Annotated in this window: 17 protein-coding genes; 5 read left to right on the forward strand and 12 right to left on the reverse strand. The window is 70.6% G+C overall.

Features of this window, described 5'->3' with window-relative positions; genetic code table 11:
- Positions 1–75 precede the first annotated feature (75 nt).
- The gene (locus AC5RVZ_RS16645; RefSeq protein ID WP_494066869.1) at positions 76–903 is read left to right on the forward strand and encodes an amidohydrolase family protein; all 828 of its coding nucleotides are present in this window, start codon (positions 76–78) and stop codon (positions 901–903) included.
- A 4-nt stretch (positions 904–907) separates the two neighbouring features.
- Here the strand turns inward: AC5RVZ_RS16645 and AC5RVZ_RS16650 are convergent, their stop codons facing one another.
- A complete protein-coding gene (locus tag AC5RVZ_RS16650) occupies positions 908–1660 on the reverse strand; it encodes an SDR family NAD(P)-dependent oxidoreductase (RefSeq protein WP_494066870.1) in 753 nt (250 codons plus the stop codon).
- The gene (locus AC5RVZ_RS16655) at positions 1657–2517 is read right to left on the reverse strand and encodes a fumarylacetoacetate hydrolase family protein (protein ID WP_494066871.1); all 861 of its coding nucleotides are present in this window, start codon (positions 2515–2517) and stop codon (positions 1657–1659) included. The genes AC5RVZ_RS16650 and AC5RVZ_RS16655 overlap by 4 nt, the downstream gene beginning before the upstream one ends.
- 132 nt (positions 2518–2649) lie before the next feature.
- Here AC5RVZ_RS16655 and AC5RVZ_RS16660 point away from each other — a divergent pair, with 132 nt between their 5' ends.
- From AC5RVZ_RS16660 to AC5RVZ_RS16670, 3 genes are read left to right on the forward strand one after another with little or no spacing between them, the layout of a single operon-like run.
- A complete protein-coding gene (locus tag AC5RVZ_RS16660) occupies positions 2650–3945 on the forward strand; it encodes an enolase C-terminal domain-like protein (RefSeq protein ID WP_494066872.1) in 1296 nt (431 codons plus the stop codon).
- The gene (locus AC5RVZ_RS16665) at positions 3938–4912 is read left to right on the forward strand and encodes an aldo/keto reductase (RefSeq protein ID WP_494066873.1); all 975 of its coding nucleotides are present in this window, start codon (positions 3938–3940) and stop codon (positions 4910–4912) included. Before AC5RVZ_RS16660 ends, AC5RVZ_RS16665 begins: the two co-directional genes overlap by 8 nt.
- Before the next feature lie 15 nt (positions 4913–4927).
- Complete coding sequence (locus AC5RVZ_RS16670) at positions 4928–5347, forward strand: RbsD/FucU family protein (protein WP_494066874.1); 420 nt, start codon at positions 4928–4930, stop codon at positions 5345–5347.
- 5 nt (positions 5348–5352) lie between these two features.
- Here AC5RVZ_RS16670 and AC5RVZ_RS16675 read toward each other — a convergent pair whose 3' ends face one another.
- The 9 genes from AC5RVZ_RS16675 to AC5RVZ_RS16715 are packed head-to-tail and all read right to left on the reverse strand — an operon-like array spanning position 5353 to position 13962.
- Positions 5353–5697, reverse strand: a complete 345-nt coding sequence (locus AC5RVZ_RS16675) for a hypothetical protein (RefSeq protein WP_494066875.1) — start codon at positions 5695–5697, stop codon at positions 5353–5355.
- Positions 5694–6236, reverse strand: coding sequence for a DNA polymerase III subunit gamma/tau (locus AC5RVZ_RS16680; RefSeq protein ID WP_494066876.1), 543 nt, complete (start codon positions 6234–6236; stop codon positions 5694–5696). Before AC5RVZ_RS16680 ends, AC5RVZ_RS16675 begins: the two co-directional genes overlap by 4 nt.
- 16 nt (positions 6237–6252) lie before the next feature.
- The gene (locus AC5RVZ_RS16685) at positions 6253–6969 is read right to left on the reverse strand and encodes a copper homeostasis protein CutC (protein WP_494066877.1); all 717 of its coding nucleotides are present in this window, start codon (positions 6967–6969) and stop codon (positions 6253–6255) included.
- Positions 6966–8309, reverse strand: coding sequence for an alpha-L-fucosidase (locus AC5RVZ_RS16690; RefSeq protein ID WP_494066878.1), 1344 nt, complete (start codon positions 8307–8309; stop codon positions 6966–6968). The genes AC5RVZ_RS16685 and AC5RVZ_RS16690 overlap by 4 nt, the downstream gene beginning before the upstream one ends.
- Positions 8306–9883, reverse strand: coding sequence for a M81 family metallopeptidase (locus tag AC5RVZ_RS16695; RefSeq protein ID WP_494066879.1), 1578 nt, complete (start codon positions 9881–9883; stop codon positions 8306–8308). Before AC5RVZ_RS16695 ends, AC5RVZ_RS16690 begins: the two co-directional genes overlap by 4 nt.
- A complete protein-coding gene (locus AC5RVZ_RS16700) occupies positions 9867–10814 on the reverse strand; it encodes an ROK family protein (protein ID WP_494066880.1) in 948 nt (315 codons plus the stop codon). The genes AC5RVZ_RS16695 and AC5RVZ_RS16700 overlap by 17 nt, the downstream gene beginning before the upstream one ends.
- 20 nt (positions 10815–10834) lie before the next feature.
- The gene (locus AC5RVZ_RS16705; protein WP_494066881.1) at positions 10835–11761 is read right to left on the reverse strand and encodes a carbohydrate ABC transporter permease; all 927 of its coding nucleotides are present in this window, start codon (positions 11759–11761) and stop codon (positions 10835–10837) included.
- Positions 11751–12659: a carbohydrate ABC transporter permease gene (locus AC5RVZ_RS16710; protein ID WP_494066882.1), complete on the reverse strand. Its 909-nt coding sequence runs from the start codon at positions 12657–12659 to the stop codon at positions 11751–11753. Before AC5RVZ_RS16710 ends, AC5RVZ_RS16705 begins: the two co-directional genes overlap by 11 nt.
- 40 nt (positions 12660–12699) lie before the next feature.
- Positions 12700–13962 (reverse strand): ABC transporter substrate-binding protein, encoded by a 1263-nt coding sequence (locus AC5RVZ_RS16715; RefSeq protein ID WP_494066883.1) that lies wholly within the window; start codon positions 13960–13962, stop codon positions 12700–12702.
- Between the two features lie 186 nt (positions 13963–14148).
- On the opposite strand from AC5RVZ_RS16715, the gene AC5RVZ_RS16720 reads away from it, so the two are divergent.
- Entirely contained in the window at positions 14149–15303 is a 1155-nt protein-coding gene (locus AC5RVZ_RS16720; RefSeq protein WP_494066884.1) for an ROK family transcriptional regulator, read from the forward strand.
- 6 nt (positions 15304–15309) lie between these two features.
- Here the strand turns inward: AC5RVZ_RS16720 and AC5RVZ_RS16725 are convergent, their stop codons facing one another.
- A complete protein-coding gene (locus AC5RVZ_RS16725; protein ID WP_494066885.1) occupies positions 15310–16575 on the reverse strand; it encodes an alpha-L-fucosidase in 1266 nt (421 codons plus the stop codon).
- Positions 16576–16588 lie beyond the last annotated feature (13 nt).

Raw genomic sequence — 16588 nt, forward strand, 5'->3', positions numbered from 1 at the left:
CGACATCGTACGGCGCCTCGTCGAGACATCCCATGTCCGGCGCGCTCGTCACGGCCTGTCCGTCACAATGGCGTCGTGCGCATTCTCGACAGCCATCTGCACCTTTGGGATCCCGACCTCCTCCGGTACTCCTGGCTGAGCGGCGATCTGCTCCGACGTTTCGACGCCGAGGACTGGCACGACGCCGCGCGCGAGGCGGGCGACGCGCAGCGCGCGGCGGTGTTCGTGCAGGCAGAATGCGCCCCGGCCGACAGCCTCGCCGAGGTGGACTGGGTGGCGAGCACGGCGGCCGTCCACGGCGTGCGCGGGATCGTGGCCCGGCTCGCCATGGAGGAGGGCGAGGTCGGGGCTCAGCTCGCCGAACTGCGACGGCGTCCGCTCGTGGTGGGCGTGCGCCGCCTCATCCAGGACGAGGGACCGGGGTTCGCCACCGCTGCGGGATTCGTGTCGGCAGCCCGCGCGGTCGCCGACGCGGGATACGTCTTCGACGCCTGCGTGCGTCGCACGCAGCTGCGCGAGGTCGCGCGCCTGGCCGATCTCGTGCCGGAGCTTCCGATCGTCCTCGACCATCTCGGCAAGCCGGACGTCACGGCCGCGCCCGACGCGCGCTGGCGCGACGACCTCGCGGTCCTGGCCGACCGGCCGAACGTCGCCTGCAAGCTCTCGGGCCTGCCGGCCGAGGCCGCCGGCGACGACTGGACGGCCGGGCAGCTGACCCCGTTCCTGGATGCGGCGCTCGAGGCGTTCGGACCGGATCGTCTCCTGTTCGGGGGCGACTGGCCGGTGTCGGGCCCGTACGCGGCGTGGGAGCAGCTCATCCGGCGATGGGCCGCCGCGAGCGTTCCCGCCCGGGCCGACGACATCCTGTGGGGGAACGCCGCGCGGATCTACGGCGTGACGTGACCTTTCACGCCGGCCGCAGCCGCAGGCCAGCCATCCCCCCGTCGACTTCGAGGTACGTCCCGGTCGTGGAGCCGGCGCTCGGGCTCACGAGGTAGCGGACCGCCGCTGCCACCTCGTCGGCCGTCACGAGGCGCCCGTGCGGCTGGCGCGCCTCGAGCGCGGCGCGCTCGGCGGCCGGATCGGATGCCGAGTCCAGCAGGCGGCCGACCCACGGCGTGTCGGCGGTGCCCGGATTGACGGCGTTCACACGGATGCCCTCGCGCAGGTGATCTGCCGCCATCGCCCGGGTGAGGGAGAGCACGGCCCCCTTCGAGGCGCTGTAGAGCGCGCGCTCGGGAAGCCCGGCCGTCGCGGCGATGGAGGACGTGTTGCACACCGCAGCAGCGGGCGAGCGACGCAGCCACGGAAGAGCAGCGGCGGTCACCCGCGCGACGCCCGTGACATTCACCGACAGCACGCGGGCCCACTCGGCGTCGTCGTTCGCCGCGACATCGCCCTGCGCACCGATGCCGGCGTTGTTGACGACGATGTCGATGCGGCCGAAGCGCGCGGCGACCGCGTCGATGGCGGCCTGGACGCTGGCGCGGTCGGAGACGTCCGCGACGAATCCGGCGAAGCGGTCCTCCGCGCCGGACGGGTCGAGGTCGAGCACGGCGACCTCGGCTCCGTCGGCGTGCAGGTGCCGGGCGATCGCGGCGCCGATGCCCGACGCGCCGCCGGTGACGACGGCGACCAGTCCCGCCAGCTCGCCGCTCATCGGACCGGCTCCCATGCCCGGAAGACCTGCCGCTGACGGCCCAGTCCCTCGATGTCGACCTCGACCACGTCGCCCGGCGCCAGATAGGGGAACCGCCCCGACAGGGCGACGCCCTGCGGCGTGCCGGTGAGCACGAGGTCGCCGGGCTCCAGGGCGAGGTACTGGGACAGGTGCCACACGAGGTGCTCGACCGAGAAGATCATGTCGGCGGTCGTGGAGTCCTGCCGCGGCTCGCCGTTGACGAAGCTGCGCAGCCGCAGCGCCGCGTGGTCGACCTCGTCGGGGGTCACGAGCCACGGACCGGTGGGGTTGAACCCCGGTGCGCACTTGCCCTTGGACCATTGCCCGCCCGAGACGGCCATCTGGAAGTCGCGCTCGGACACGTCGTTCGCGACGACGAAGCCGGCGATGTGCGCGCCGGCGTCGGACGGCGCGTCGAGGTACGACGCACGGCGACCGATGACGACGCCGAGCTCCACCTCCCAGTCCGTCTTGGTGGAGTCCCGGGGGATCTGGACGTCGTCGTTCGGACCCACGACGGTGTTCGGGGTCTTGAGGAACATGATCGGGATCTCCGGCGGCGCCGACCCCGATTCGGCCGCATGCGCGGCGTAGTTCATGCCGACGCACACCACGGCGCTCGGTCGCGCGATGGGCGCGCCGATACGCCGAACGGCGGCATCCGGAAGCTCGGGAAGGGCGCCTGCTGCGATCGCCGCGCGGGTCCGTCCGACGGGATCATCCGCGAGGAACGTCCCGTCGACATCCGATGTGATCGGGCGCAGGTCCAGGTGCCGATCGCCGTCGACGACGACCGGGACCTCCTCGCCGACGGGCCCAAGACGCGCGAACTTCATGATCCTCCTGTCCTGCCGCCGTCGGCAGCCGCTCCACCGCCACCGAGTCCGGCAGCGCAATTGACAGTATAAACATCCGATGTTTATCGTGAGAACGTCCACGATCCCGTGGCGCCGACACAGGAGTGACCCGTGACCCGCATCGTCGCGCTCGAGACAGCCGACATCCGCTTCCCCACCTCGCTGAGCCTGGACGGCTCGGACGCCATGAACCCGGACCCCGACTATTCCGCCGCCTATGTGCGGATCACGACGGACGCCGACGACGGCATCGAGGGCCACGCCTTCGTGTTCACGATCGGGCGCGGCAACGACGTCCAGGTCGCCGCGATCGACGCCCTCGTCGGCCACCTCGTCGGGCGTGACCTCGAGCCGCTCCTGGACCGCATGGGCGAGACGAACCGGTGGCTGATGGACGACTCGCAGCTGCGGTGGCTCGGGCCCGAGAAGGGCGTCATGCACATGGCGATCGGCGCTGTCCTCAATGCGCTGTGGGACATCAAGGCCAAGCGTGCCGGTCTCCCCCTGTGGCAGCTGCTGTCCCGCATGACCCCGGAGGAGATCGTCGACCTCGTCGACTTCCGCTACCTCACCAACGCGCTCACCCGCGACGAGGCGCTGCGCATCCTGCGGGATGCCGAAGCGGGGCGCGCCGCACGCGAGGCCGAGCTCCTCGAGACCGGGTACCCGGCCTACACGACGACGCCGGGCTGGCTCGGCTACTCGGACGAGAAGCTCTCGCGCCTGTGCCGCGAGGCTCTCGCCGACGGCTTCGGGCAGATCAAGCTGAAGGTCGGCGCCGACCTGGACGACGACATCCGCCGGTTCCGCATCGCGCGGGAGGTGTGCGGTCCGGATTACCCCATCGCCATCGACGCGAACCAGCGGTGGGAGGTCGATGAGGCGATCGCCTGGGTCCGCGCCCTGTCGGAGTTCCACCCGGCGTGGGTCGAGGAGCCGACGAGCCCCGACGATGTGCTCGGCCACGCCGAGATCGCACGTGCCATCGCGCCTGTCCGCGTCGCCACCGGCGAGCACGCTCAGAACCGCATCGTGTTCAAGCAGCTGCTCCAGGCGGATGCCATCGCGGTGATGCAGATCGACGCCGTGCGGGTCGCCGGCGTCAATGAGAACATCGCGAACCTGCTCCTCGCGGCGAAGTTCGGCGTCCCGGTGTGCCCCCACGCGGGGGGCGTGGGCCTGTGCGAGGCCGTGCAGCACCTGTCGATGTTCGACTTCGTCGCCGTGAGCGCATCCCGCGAGGGACGCATGATCGAGTACGTGGACCACCTGCACGAGCATTTCGTCGTGCCGACCGATGTGCAGCGAGGTGCCTACCGGCCGCCGCTCGAGCCGGGGGCGGGCATGGAGATGAAGGCGGAGAGCCGCCTCGCGTACGCCTGGCGGACGGAGGCGGCGCATGTCTGAGCTGCGACCTGCGGCGACGCCGTCTCTCACGGCACTGGGCTACGGCGCCGCGAACCTCGGCAATCTGTTCCGCCCGCTGACAGACGATGAGGCCTGGGAGATCCTCGAGGCGGCGTGGGACGCCGGCATCCGCTACTTCGACACCGCCCCGCACTACGGCCTCGGCCTGTCGGAGCGGCGGCTCGGGGCGTTCCTGCGGACCAAGCCCCGCGACGAGTTCGTCCTCTCGACGAAGGCCGGGCGCCTGCTTCGGCCGAACCCGGCGGACGACGGCGGTCTGGATTTCGACAACGACTTCCACGTGCGCACCGACGTGCGCCGCGAGTGGGACTTCAGCGAGTCCGGGATCCGCGCCAGCCTCGCCGAGTCCGGCGAGCGGCTGGGACTGGATCGCATCGACATCCTCTACCTGCACGACCCCGAGCGGCACGACCTCGACCTCGCGGTCGCCGAGGCGCTCCCCGCCCTCGTCGCGCTGCGCGAGGAGGGCGCCGTCGGCGCGGTCGGTGTGGGCTCCATGGTGAGCGAGGCGCTCACCGCCGCGGTGACCGGCGCCGACCTGGACGTCGTCATGATCGCCGGCAGGTACACCCTGCTCGAGCAGCCGGCCGCGGCGGACGCCCTGCCGGCATGCCACGCGACGGGAACGGATGCCGTCGCCGCGTCGGTCTTCAACTCCGGCCTGCTCGCCAAGCCCCGCCCCGACAGGGATGGCCGGTACGAGTACGGACGCCTTCCGGACGAGCTGTGGGACCGCCTGACCGAGATCGTGGCGGTGTGCGACGGGCACGACGTGCCCCTCCCGGCCGCCGCTGTACAGTTCCCGCTGCGCGACCGCGCGGTCCGCTCGGTCGTGGTGGGCGGGAGCCGTCCCGCGCAGCTGCACCAGAATGCCGAGTGGATGTCGCAGCCGGTCCCCGCCGCGCTGTGGGAGGATCTCGCAGACCGCGGCCTTCTCCCGCGCTGAGCCGAAAGGACCCTCATGCTCGAAGGCATCGATCCGCTGCTGACCGGCGAGCTGCTCTGGCACCTGGACGCGATGGGCCATTCCGACGCCGTCGTGGTCGCGGACGCGCATTTCCCCGCCGCGACCGTGGCACGGCGGCTCGTCACCCTTCCCGGGACGACGACGCCCGAGGTGCTCGCCGCGATCCGGACGGTGATCCCGCTCGACGACGCGCCCTCGCTGGACCTCATGGCCTCCGCCGACGGGGCGGTGCTCGGCGTGCAGGCCGAGCTCATGGCCGCAGCCGGTGTCGATGAGGCTTCGACGCGGTTCGTCGACCGGTTCGAGTACTACGACCTCGCTCGCACGGCGTTCGTCGTCGTGCGCACCGGCGAGACCCGCAAGTACGGCAACGCGCTGCTGCGCAAGGGCGTGGTCGGGCACCCCTCGGCCTGACGCGGTCAGCCGCCGACGAGCGAGGTCCCGTAGGCGAAGGCGTACGCGACCACATCGAGCCAGAAGACGGCGACGAGGCCGAGCCCGGTCAGAAGGATGAGGGCGAAATGGCCGGGCGGGCGCTTCATCCCCACGCCGAGAGCGATCGCGAAGACGAGGATGGGGAACGCCACGGCGAACAGCAGCACCGCCCAGCCGAGACCGTTCAGCCCCAGCACGCCTGTCGCCTGCTCGACGAGGAACGCCACGGCGTTCCAGACGGCGTACGCGTAGAACAGACCGAATCCGCCCGCGATCGTGGCGATCAGCCACGTGGGGGTCCGCGGCGTCGCCGCCTGGTCCGCGGTCATGAACCCACCGCCCCGAGCATGATGAACGGCCACGGCACCAGCAGCAGCACGCCCACGCCGAGCAGCGTGAAGCGCAGCCACGCCGGAGATCTCCGCGTCACCAGGAACACGGTGACGAACCACAGTGCCGGGGCGAGGACCGCCAACCACACCGCGGGGACCGACGCGGCCGGCGAGACCAGCAGCACGGCGATCGGATCGAGCCGGATGCCGCCGATGATCCAGCCGACGGTGAACAGCAGGTAGATGCCCCCGAGCACGCCGAGGCTCACCAGCGCCACGTTCCCGAGCGGACGGTCGCGGACCGGCGCTGCGGCCTCCCGCCGCGGCGCAGGAGCGTCGTCGGCGTCCACGTCCTCATCGGTCGCAGCACCGCCGATGCGATCGCTGCCTTTGCCGACGGCCGTGTATCCCTCGGGAAGCACCACCGTCTCGGGCTCGGTGTCGTGCTGGCCGGGGCGAGCCGACGACGCGGCCGCGAGCGTGGGGTCGTCGTCGCCGTCCCAGGTGAGGGCGTCGTCGTCGCGTCCGGATGCCACGCACTCAGCGTATCGGTCAGCCTCGCGCGGCGGCGACGGCGGCGGCCACGACCGACGCGTCCGTGACGTCGTGACCGTCCGCACCCCCGCCGGGCCCCGAAGAGGACGACGACGTGGAGCGTCCGCGCGCCGACAGGTGGACCGCGCCGACCCCGGCGCGAAGGAGCGCCGGGATGTCCTGCGGCGCCACTCCCCCGCCGGCCATGATCTCGACCGACGCGCCGGCGCGACGGACATAGTGCTCCAGCCGGTGGACGCCCTCGATGCTGCGGGCTGCGCCGCCGGATGTGAGCACGCGGTCGACGGACTCGGCGACCAGCACGTCGAGCACGTCGTCCGGGAAGGGCGACGCGTCGATCGCCCGGTGGAACACGAGGGCGGCCGGGCCGGCGGCATCCTGCCATCGCCGCAGCGCATCACGGTCGACGCGTCCGTGGGCATCGAGTGCGCCGACGACGACGCCCCCGACGCCGCGCGCGACGCACGCGCGCACGTCCGAGGCGACCAGGGCGATCTCCTCGGCATCGTAGACGAAGCCGCCGCCGCGCGGACGGACCAGCACGTTGACGCGTTCGGCGCCGATGGCAGCGCAGACCGCGTCGATGAGCCCGATCGAGGGGGTGAGACCGCCCACGCCGAGCGCCTGGCACAGTTCGACACGGTCCGCGCCGGCCGCGATCGCCGCGCGTGCGCCGGCGGCGTCCTGGACCGCGATCTCGACCGCGACGCTCACAGGTCCACCCTCAGCGCGACGGCCGGCTCGCCGCGCAGCGCCGCGGGCACCACGGCTTCCACGCGGCCGTCCGGCCCTCGCTCGAACACCGCCGCGGCGCCGTCCGCCCAGGTGCCGCGTCCGCCCGCGAGCTCGGCCGGCAGGTCGAGGACGCCGACGGCGGGATCGAGCGCGATGACGTTCACGACGCCGTCGGCGCCGGTGTACGCGCGCGGCGCGCCGACCCCCTCCGAGGCACGCACCCACGGCCGTGTGCCGTAGACGGCGTGCCCGTTCACGCGCAACCAGCCACCGAGCTGGGCCATAGCCCGCTGCTGCAGCTCGGGGATCGAGCCGTCCGCGCGCGGACCGACGTTGATCAGGAGGTTGCCGTTCTTGCTGACGACGTCCGCGAGCAGACGGATCAGCTCGGCGCCCGAGAGCGAGTGGCCGGCGTCCTCGGCCTGGTTGTAGCCGAAGGAGTACCCCAGTCCGCGGGTGGACTCCCACGGGTGCTCCAGGATGTCGGGCACGTGCGTGTACTCGCGCGTGAGGAATCCGTGTCGCGGCACGCCCCAGCGATCGTTGACCGTGCCCTCCGGAACCGCGTCGAAGTAGCGACGCAGCAGCGCGGCGACGGCGTACTCGTCCTCGCCCTTGCCGCCGTCCGGCCATTCGATGTCGTTCCACAGCACGTCCGGCCGGAAGCGCTCGACCAGCTCCTCCAGCTGGGCCGCGGCGTAGCGCGAGAACCACTCGTCGCTGCGGCGGAAGCGGAACAGGTCCGTGTCTGATTCGATGGGCGGGAAGTCGCTCACGTGCCAGTCCAGGGCGCCCGAGAAGTAGACCCCGAAGCGGGCGCGCTGCCGACGGATGGCGTCGTGGAGCTCGCGGATCAGGTCGCGGCGGGGTCCTCGACGAGCCGCGTTGAACCCGGTCGTGGCGGTGTCCCACAGGCAGAAGCCATCGTGGTGCTTGGTCGTCGGGATGACGTAGCGGGCCCCCGCCTTCAGAAGCACCGCTACGAAGGCATCCGCGTCGAAGTCGGCGGGGTCCCAGCGGTCGGCCAGATCCTCATAGCTGGTGCCGGTGCCGTAGAGCTCCTGATGGCGCCGCCAGGTGGGGCTGTCCGGAATCCGCACGGTGTTCCCGTACCACTCGGCGTACTGATGGTGGGCGTAGGCGTCCTCGACCGGCACACCGCCGGGGGGATGAGCCGGCGCCCAGGCCGGCACCGAGTAGAGGCCCCAGTGCACGAAGAAGCCGAGCTTGGCGTCGCGATACCATTCCGGCACCGTCGCGTCGGGGTAGACCGGCGTCGCCTCGCCGAGATCCGGACCGGTGCGGGTCTCGAAGTTCACGCTCGCACCTCCGTCCCCTGCCGCCGGGTGACGACGGGAGCGAGGTCGGGGTGCTCGTCGGACGTGTCGAACGGGTAGACGCCGGGCCGCAGACGCGCGTGTCCCAGGCGCAGCAGGTCCTGGTCGACGCCGCCCGGGGTCAGCGCGATGGTCCATCCCGCCGCCAGGTCGTACAGCTCGGGCTCCAGGTAGCCGATCTTGACGATCACGATGTCGGCAGCCTCCGGTTCCAGACCCAGCATGCGGAAATCGTCGAGGTGGTGGAAGGGCTTGCGTCGCTCGGTCACGACCGCGTGCACCGCGCCTCGGCGCACGACGACCTGCGTCCCTGCCACGGGATCTCCGGACGTGACCGAGACGACCTCGCCGGTGAGCTCGACCGGGCCGCGCGGGCCGGGGTCGACGCGCCCCCCGACATGCACGGTGACGGTCGCTCCGACGCCCGCCGCCACCGCCTCGTCCACCGCGGCGGGATCGAAGACGGATGCCGCGATCACGGTCCGCGACCCATCGGCGAGGTCCTCGCGCTCGAGCAGCCGTCCGAGCGTCCACGAGACGTCGCCGGCACCGCCGGCGGTCGGATTGTCGCCGGAGTCCGAGATGACATACGGACGCGGAGCGTTCGGGGCGAGCGCGACGTCGAGGGCCGCGTCCAGCGAAGCGGTGGGTCCGACGAACGCGAACTCGGCGCGGGCATCCCAGTACCGGCGGGCGAGTCGTTCCGCCTCGCGGGCGATCGTCGCGCGGTCGTCTCCGGTCACGATCACCGTGGCATGGCACCGGGGCTCGTCCGCCCACGCGTAGCCGACCCAGATTGCGGCGTCCACCACGCCGTCGAGTTCCTCGACGTCCGGGAGCATGGCGTACAGCGACCGCGCGGGCTCGATGCGCGTGCTCGTCTTCTCCCCCGGTAGGAGGACCGGGACGCGCACCCACGCCTTGAGGGGGCGCCTGGCGTCGGGGTCGGATCCGTAGGGGGCCCGCAGGCGCTCGAGCAGGTTGTGAACGGCGCGCTGCTTGGTGTTCAGCCAGTCCTCGTGGGGTGCCATGCGGTAGCACGTGAGCAGATCGACGGCGTCGAACAGCGCATCCGACACATTGCCGTGCAGGTCCATCGACGTCGAGACCAGGGCATCGGGACCGAGCGCATCGCGCACCGCGACGGCGAGGTCGCCCTCGGCGTCGTCCATGCCGACGACGCTCATGGCCCCGTGGATGTCGAAGAAGAACGCGTCGAAGGGGCCGTGCTCGCGGATGCCGTCCACGATCGCCTGCTTCATCCGGGCGTAGGTCTCAGGTGCGACCGCACCGCCCGGCAGGGAACGACCATGGGTCAGAGGCACCCAGTCCGCGGCCTGGCGCAGCGGTTCCCCCTCGGCGAGGAAGGGGTAGTAGGCCAGCAGATCCTCCCCGGTGCGCACGATGAACGCCTCGTCCCCGGAGATGTGGGGCGAGAAGGTGCTGGATTCGATCGAGATGCCGCCGATGCCGATGCGCGGTCGGGACAGACCGCCCTCATGGACGGGCCCGAGGGGACCTTTCCAGACGGAGTCGGGTTCAGGACGCGACGTCACGGACGAGCTCGCTTTCTGTGTGATTCGGGAAGGGCGTTCCGGCGGTGGAGGCGACGAGGGCCGCCGCACCGAGCACGACGGCGTCACCGCGCAGCGAGCCCGGAACGATGCGCAGCGGGACTCCGGACACCGGCGGGTCCGAGGTCAGGGTCGCGTCGACGGCCGGCTCGAGGAGATCCCAGGCCGCGACCACGCCTCCGCCGACCACGGCGAGGGAGACGTCGACGAGGGTCGCAGCCGAGACGCACGCGAGGGTCACGGCACGGCCGGCGTCGGCGAAGATCGCAGCCGCGACGGCATCCCCCGCTCGCGCTCGGTCAGCGACCGCACGCGCTCCGTCGACCGGCTCCCCGGTCGCGGCGGTGTAGCGCCGGGCGATCGAGGTGCCCGACGCGAGCGTCTCCAGGTGGCCGGTCATACCGCAGGTGCACACCAGGTCGCCGTATCCCGGCGTGTGACCGATCTCGCCGGCGGCTCCGTGGGGTCCGTGGCGCAGGCGGCCGTCGAGGACGAGCGCTCCCCCGACGCCGGTGCCCAGCATGACGCCCAGGACGTCCCGGCCCCGGGCCGACCCCCACGCCGTCTCTCCGAGGAGGAAGGCGTTCACGTCGTTCTCGACGCGCACCGGCACTTCGAGGCGGGCGCGCAGCCGCTCGCCGAGCGGGAATCCGGCCCAGTCCACGAACAGGTCGGACGCGGCGCGGATGCTGCCCGTGCCCGGCTCCACGACCCCCGCCGCACCGACACCCACGGCGTCCGCTCGGACGCCGGCGTGTGCGGACAGCTCCTCCACGAGCAGCGCCGCGGTCTCGGCCATGGCCTCACCTCCGACGCGCGCGGGGGTGTCGCGGGTCGCGCGCGCCAGGACCGTTCCCTCCGCGTCGACGAGCACGCCGGCCGTCTTGGTGCCTCCGAGGTCGATTCCTGCCACGGCATGTCGCGCCGCCCCGCTCATCGGCCGCCCAATCCGGCCATCGCGATGCCCTTGACGAGGTGCTTCTGGAGGACGACGACCAGCAGCGTCGTGGGGACCATCGAGATGATGGCTGCGGCCATCTGCAGATCCCAGCGGGTGCCGGTCAGGCCCGAGAAGCTCGCGAGACCCACGGGGAGGGTGCCCAGCTGCGAGTAGTCGACGGTGACGATGAGGGGCCAGAGGTAGCTGTTCCAGAACGACAGGAACGTGAACACCGACAGCACCGCGACCGCGGACTTGGACAGCGGAAGGATGATCTGCAGGAAGGTGCGCGAGGGCCCGGCGCCGTCGACCCGGGCCGCCTCCTCGAGCTCGAACGGGATGCCGCGGAAGAACTGCCGCATGAGGAACGTGCCGAACGCCGTGAACGCGAACGGCAGGATCAGGGCCGGGTAGGTGTTGACCCAGCCGAACCACTGCATCACCTGGAACATCGGGATGACGAGCACCTCGGCGGGCACCATGAGGGTGGCCAGGAACACCAGGAAGACCGCATCGCGTCCCTTCCACCTCAGCCGGCCGAACGCGTACCCCGCCGTGGTCGAGACGAGCAGCACCACGACGGTGCCCGCGGTCGCGACGAACAGCGAGTTGCCGATGTAGGTCCAGAACGGCCCGTACGCGAACACGTCGGCGAAGTTGCCCCACTTGATCTGCGACCCGATCAGGGTGGGCGGCATCGAGAAGATCTCCTCGTTGGGCTTGAGTGCCGAGAAGAAGGCGTAGACCAGCGGTGAGACGAAGACGAGGGCGGCGAGGTAGACGCACACATGCGCGATCACGAGCCGCACACGGTCGCCGCGGCGCGTGGGCCCCGCGGGGCGCCGGGCCTCCTCGCGGACGACGTCGTCCTCCGACGCCAGAAGCAGCGTCCGCGTGTCGATTCCGGTGTCAATGCTCATAGTGCACCCACTTGCGCTGGGCGGCGAACTGCACGCCGGTGATCGCGATGATGATGGCGAAGAGGATCCACGCGGCCGCCGCCGCCAGTCCCAGGTCGCCGAAGGTGAACCCCTGCTCCCAGATGAACATCACGAGGGGCTTGGTGGCGTTGCCGGGCCCGCCTCCGGTGAGAAGCTGCGGCTGGGCGAACACCTGGAGAGACGTGATCATCGTCATGATGGTGGCGAAGAAGATCGCAGGCGAGATCATCGGGATCATGACGCTCCACACCATGCGGAACCCGCGTGCGCCGTCGATCCGCGCCGCCTCCAGCACGCTGTCGGGCAGCTGCTCGAGCGCGGCGGAGAAGATCAGCATGTTGTAGCCGAGTCCCTGCCAGACGCTCATTGCGACGACCATGGTCATGGCCCAGGCAGGGTCCGCCAGGAAGTTGGGCAGGCTCAGGCCGAACCATCCCTGCGCCATGCCGTTCAGAAGTCCCTGCGGCTGCAGGATCATCTTCCACACCAGGACGTTCGCCACCATCGGCACGACGACGGGGATGAAGAACAGGACGCGGAGGGCGCCCCGTCCGCGGATGCGGGGTCCGAGCCCGATCGCGAGCACGAGCGAGAGCGCGACGCTGAGGGGGACGTACAGCACGGTGTACACCGCGCTGTTGCGCAGCGCCGGCCAGAAGTCGGGGCTCGCCGTGAACAGTTTGACGTAGTTGTCGATGCCGTTGAAGGTGCGGTCGCCGAACGTCGGCCAGTCGAAGACGCTCATCACGATCGAAAGCCCCACGGGCACGATCGTGAACAGGGCGAGCCCCACCAGGGCTGGGCTTGCGAATCCCAGCGCCTGGCGGGCCTCGGCCCTGGCGAGCGATCCCCGACGTTTCGTCGTGATCGTCGTCATCACTCTGCTCTCTTGCTCAGCCGCGGCTCGTTGCCGACGGTCAGCTGCCGAACTGCGACTGAGCGTTGCCCAGCAGCTCCGCCATCGTCATCTGGCCGTTGTAGACGCTGACGAGGTTCGGCTGGATGTAGCTGTCGAGCTTCTCCCAGTTCTTCGTCATGTACAGCGGCACAGTGGTCGAGAAGGCGGACTCGAAGACCGTCCGGACCTGTTCGCGGTGCTGCTCGTCGATCGAGTCGAAGTACAGCGGCTGCGACTCGGTGCGGGCCGGGTACGAACGACCCGACGAGGCGATGTAATCCTGCGCGTCCTTGCCGAGCAGCGAGCCCATCACCTTGAGAGCCTCCTCGGGGTGCTCGCAGGTCTTCGAGATGCCGTAGCCGGAGCCGAGGATCGGGCCCGGGTTGCCATCGGCGCCTGCGGGAAGGGGAACCATGCCGGCGGCGAATCCGGACTCGTTGTCGAGGTAGCTCACCGCGTTCCAGGTGCCGTCGACCGCCATCGCGGCGTTGCCGCCGGTGTACTGGTTCTCGCCCCAGCCGGTGTCCGACGCCGACGCGACCGGCGCCGCGACGCCGAGGTCGGTCACCAGCCCCGCGTACCAGGTCGCAGCGTCGACGAAGTCCTTGTCGTCGATGTGGAGCGTGCCGTCCTCGGACGCCGGCTGCTTGCCGGAGTACGCGATCGGCATCGACATCCACTGGTAGCCGCCCATGCCCATGCCGAAGCCGTAGGTGCCGTCGGTCGTGGCCGCCTTGGCGATCTGCTCGAAGTCGTCGAACGTCCAGCCGAGTTCGGGGGTCGGGGCACCCGCCGCCGTCAGCAGGTCCTGGTTGTAGAACACGAGCATCGTCGCGACGTCGAAGGGCAGGCCGTACAGTGCGCCTTCGAAGCTCAGGATGCCTTCGGCACCCGGGTTGAAGTCGGCAAGGTCGAGGCCCGCGGTCTCGAGATCCTCCTCGGTGAGCTCGCGGAACCCGTCCGTGAAGCCGCCGAGCTGCGCGCCGCTCATGCCGGTGACGCAGGCCATGTTGCCGCTGGCCATGTTGGTGGTGAGCTTGGTGAAGAAGTCGTTCCACGGAGCCGTCTGCAGCTTGACGACGACATCCGGGTTCTCCTTCTGCGCGATCGCGATCTGCTCCTCGAGCGCGGCGGTGTCGGACTCGCTGCCTGCCCACATGTCGACGACGATCGTGGGCTTGCCCCCTGCAGAATCGCTCCCGCCCGAGCCGCTCGCACATCCGGTGAGCACGACGGCTACGCCCGTGGCTGCGGCCACCGCGCCGATGCGCATCTTCTTCATTGAATGCCTCCTCTGGCAGCCTTCGTCAGGTTGTTTCGACAGTCGAACAAACCTAGTAGTCTTCTGACGCAAGTAACCATGTCAGGTTTCGATTGTCGACGCAACCTGAACATCCGATGTTTAACAGCGCGTGATATTCGTTCACGAACCCGAAACAGGGTCGCCGCCACGATCGCGAGAAGGACCATGACCCCAGAGACCGAGCGCCCCTCGTCAGACGAGGACCTGTCCCGTCGCATCGTGCACCTCGTCGCTGCCGGCGAGGCCCGGTCACGCTCCGAGCTGGCCGCCGCTCTGGGCCTGGCCCCCTCGACCGTCGGGCTGCGGGTGCAGGCCCTGATCGACGCCGGCGTGCTGCATGAGCGAGGCGATGGCACGTCCCGCGGCGGGCGCCGGCCCCGACTGCTCGGGATCGATGAGGCGGCTGGCGTCGTCCTGACAGCGGACCTGGGTGGAGGCCACGCGCGCGTCGGCGTCCACAGCCTCAGCGGGGCCCTGCTCGATACGCGGTCCATCCCGGTCGTGCTCGCCGACGGGCCAGAGCCCACGCTGGCGGCGATCGGGGACGTCTTCGACGAGCTCGCTCGCGGAACCCGGATCCGGGCGATCGGGGTGAGCCTTCCCGGTCCCGTGGACATCGACGCCGGCACGGTGACCCAACCGTCCCGCATGCCCGGGTGGCCGGGGTTCCGCGTCACGGACCATCTGCGGGAGCGCTACGGCGTGACGGTCGCCGTCGACAACGACGCCAATCTCGCAGCGCTCGGCGAGCATCGCGCGCAGCTCGGCACGACGGGGCACAGCATCACGGTCAAGGCCGGAACGGCGATCGGCAGCGGCATCATCGTCGACGGCGCGGTGCATCGGGGGGCGACCGCCGCCGCCGGGGACATCACGCACACCCGCATCGACGGCAGCGGCGACATCCCGTGCTCGTGCGGGAACACCGGATGTCTCGAGACGGTCGCCAGCGGCGCGAGTCTGGTGCGGCAGATGCGGGAGCGCGGATGGACGGAGGTCTCGACAACCGCGGATGTGCTCGCCCTGGCCCGCGACGCCGAGCCCGAGGCGACGAGCCTGGTCCGGACGGCGGGAACGCATCTGGGGCAGGCGCTGTCGGGCGTGGTGAACTTCTTCAATCCCCACGCCGTCTTCCTCACCGGCAGCATGAGCGCGTCCGAGCCCTTCATCGCCGCGGTGCGCAGCCGGGTCTACGAGGCGTGTCACCCCCTGGCCACCCAGCGGCTGCGCATCGAGGCCGCGCGCACCCGAGCGGACGCCATCCTCTTCGGCGCCGCGCGGTGGGCGCTGGACAACCTCGAGCTGCCGACCGCGCCGTGACCCGCGTCAGTCGGCGCGCAGGGTGAGCTCGATGACCGGCACGAGCACATCCGGACGGGTGACCGGAAGGTGCACGGTGAGCGTACCCTCGGCCTCTCCGGCCGGCGTCATGAGGTCGGCTTGCTGCGTCGGGTCGCTCACCGTCGTGCGCAGCCACGATCCGTCGTTGAGCAGCCGCGCATAGCCGACCTTGCCCGCCAGGCCCGGCAGATGCACGAAGCCCAGCGGCCACGAGAAGAGGTGGAGGTACAGACGGTCCCCGCGACGGGTGTACACGCCCTCCCGCGGCGGGCGGGCATCAGCGTGCCCGGCTCCGACGATGGCATCGCGGTGCAGGCGCATCCACTCCCCGATCTCCCGGAGCGTCCTCTCGTCGCGCGGCGCGATGGCTCCGCGGCCATCCGGGCCGACGTTCAGCAGCATGTTGCCGTCCATCGACACCGAGTCCGCCAGCATCTGGACCAGGAGGGTCGCGGGCTTCTGGTCCGTGTTGTCGCGGTGGTACCCCCAGGAGCCGTTCATCGTCTGACACGCTTCCCACACCAGAGGAACGCCGTCCCGGCTCAGCGGCGAGGTCGGCTGGTACTGCTCGGGTGTGACGAAGTCACCCGGGATGCCGAGCCTGTCGTTGACGATCATGTCCGGCTGCAGTTCCCGACAGAGGGCCAGCAGCCCCTCGGCGTCCCAGTCCTCGGGCGACTTGCCGGCGAGGCCGTCGCGCTCCTCGGGGTAGGTGAAGTCGAAGAACAGATAGTCGATCTCGCCGTAGCCGGTCAGCAGCTCCCGCACCTGACCGTGCAGGAACTCCCGGTAGCGGTTCATGTCGCGGTCGGCGTTCCCGGCGATCGCCTGGGGGTCATCGCGGCGGGGGTGATTCCAGTCGACGGTGAAGTCAGGGTGATGCCAGTCGATGAGCGAGTGGTACAGCCCGACGCGGAGACCTTCGGCACGCAGCGCGTCGACGTACTCGCGCACCAGGTCGCGTCCGCACGCGGCGACGGCGTTGAAGTCGCTGTGCGCGGTGTCCCACAGTGCGAAGCCGTCATGGTGCTTGGTGGTGAGCACGACATAGCCCATGCCCGTCTCCTTCGCCCGACGCGCCAATGCACGGGCGTCGAAGAGATCGGGATGGAAGTGGTCGAAGTACGGGCGGTATTCCGCGTCCGTCAGCTTCTCGTAGTTCTGCACCCATTCATGGCGCGCCGCCGCGCTGTACAGACCGAAGTGCACGAACATGCCGAACCGCGCTTCGTCGAACCATCGCCGTCGCATCGTCGCCTTCCTG

The sequence above is a fragment of the Arthrobacter sp. Cza30 genome (assembly GCF_059090765.1).

Excerpts from the sequence above, each read along its gene's own strand:
- AC5RVZ_RS16650 (WP_494066870.1), bottom strand. The coding sequence starts at position 1,660 with ATGAGCGGCGAGCTGGCGGGACTGGTCGCCGTCGTCACCGGCGGCGCG.
- AC5RVZ_RS16655 (WP_494066871.1), bottom strand. The coding sequence starts at position 2,517 with ATGAAGTTCGCGCGTCTTGGGCCCGTCGGCGAGGAGGTCCCGGTCGTC.
- AC5RVZ_RS16665 (WP_494066873.1), top strand. The coding sequence starts at position 3,938 with ATGTCTGAGCTGCGACCTGCGGCGACGCCGTCTCTCACGGCACTGGGC.
- AC5RVZ_RS16670 (WP_494066874.1), top strand. The coding sequence starts at position 4,928 with ATGCTCGAAGGCATCGATCCGCTGCTGACCGGCGAGCTGCTCTGGCAC.
- AC5RVZ_RS16675 (WP_494066875.1), bottom strand. The coding sequence starts at position 5,697 with ATGACCGCGGACCAGGCGGCGACGCCGCGGACCCCCACGTGGCTGATC.
- AC5RVZ_RS16705 (WP_494066881.1), bottom strand. The coding sequence starts at position 11,761 with ATGAGCATTGACACCGGAATCGACACGCGGACGCTGCTTCTGGCGTCG.
- AC5RVZ_RS16710 (WP_494066882.1), bottom strand. The coding sequence starts at position 12,659 with ATGACGACGATCACGACGAAACGTCGGGGATCGCTCGCCAGGGCCGAG.
- AC5RVZ_RS16715 (WP_494066883.1), bottom strand. The coding sequence starts at position 13,962 with ATGAAGAAGATGCGCATCGGCGCGGTGGCCGCAGCCACGGGCGTAGCC.
- AC5RVZ_RS16720 (WP_494066884.1), top strand. The coding sequence starts at position 14,149 with ATGACCCCAGAGACCGAGCGCCCCTCGTCAGACGAGGACCTGTCCCGT.
- AC5RVZ_RS16725 (WP_494066885.1), bottom strand. The coding sequence starts at position 16,575 with ATGCGACGGCGATGGTTCGACGAAGCGCGGTTCGGCATGTTCGTGCAC.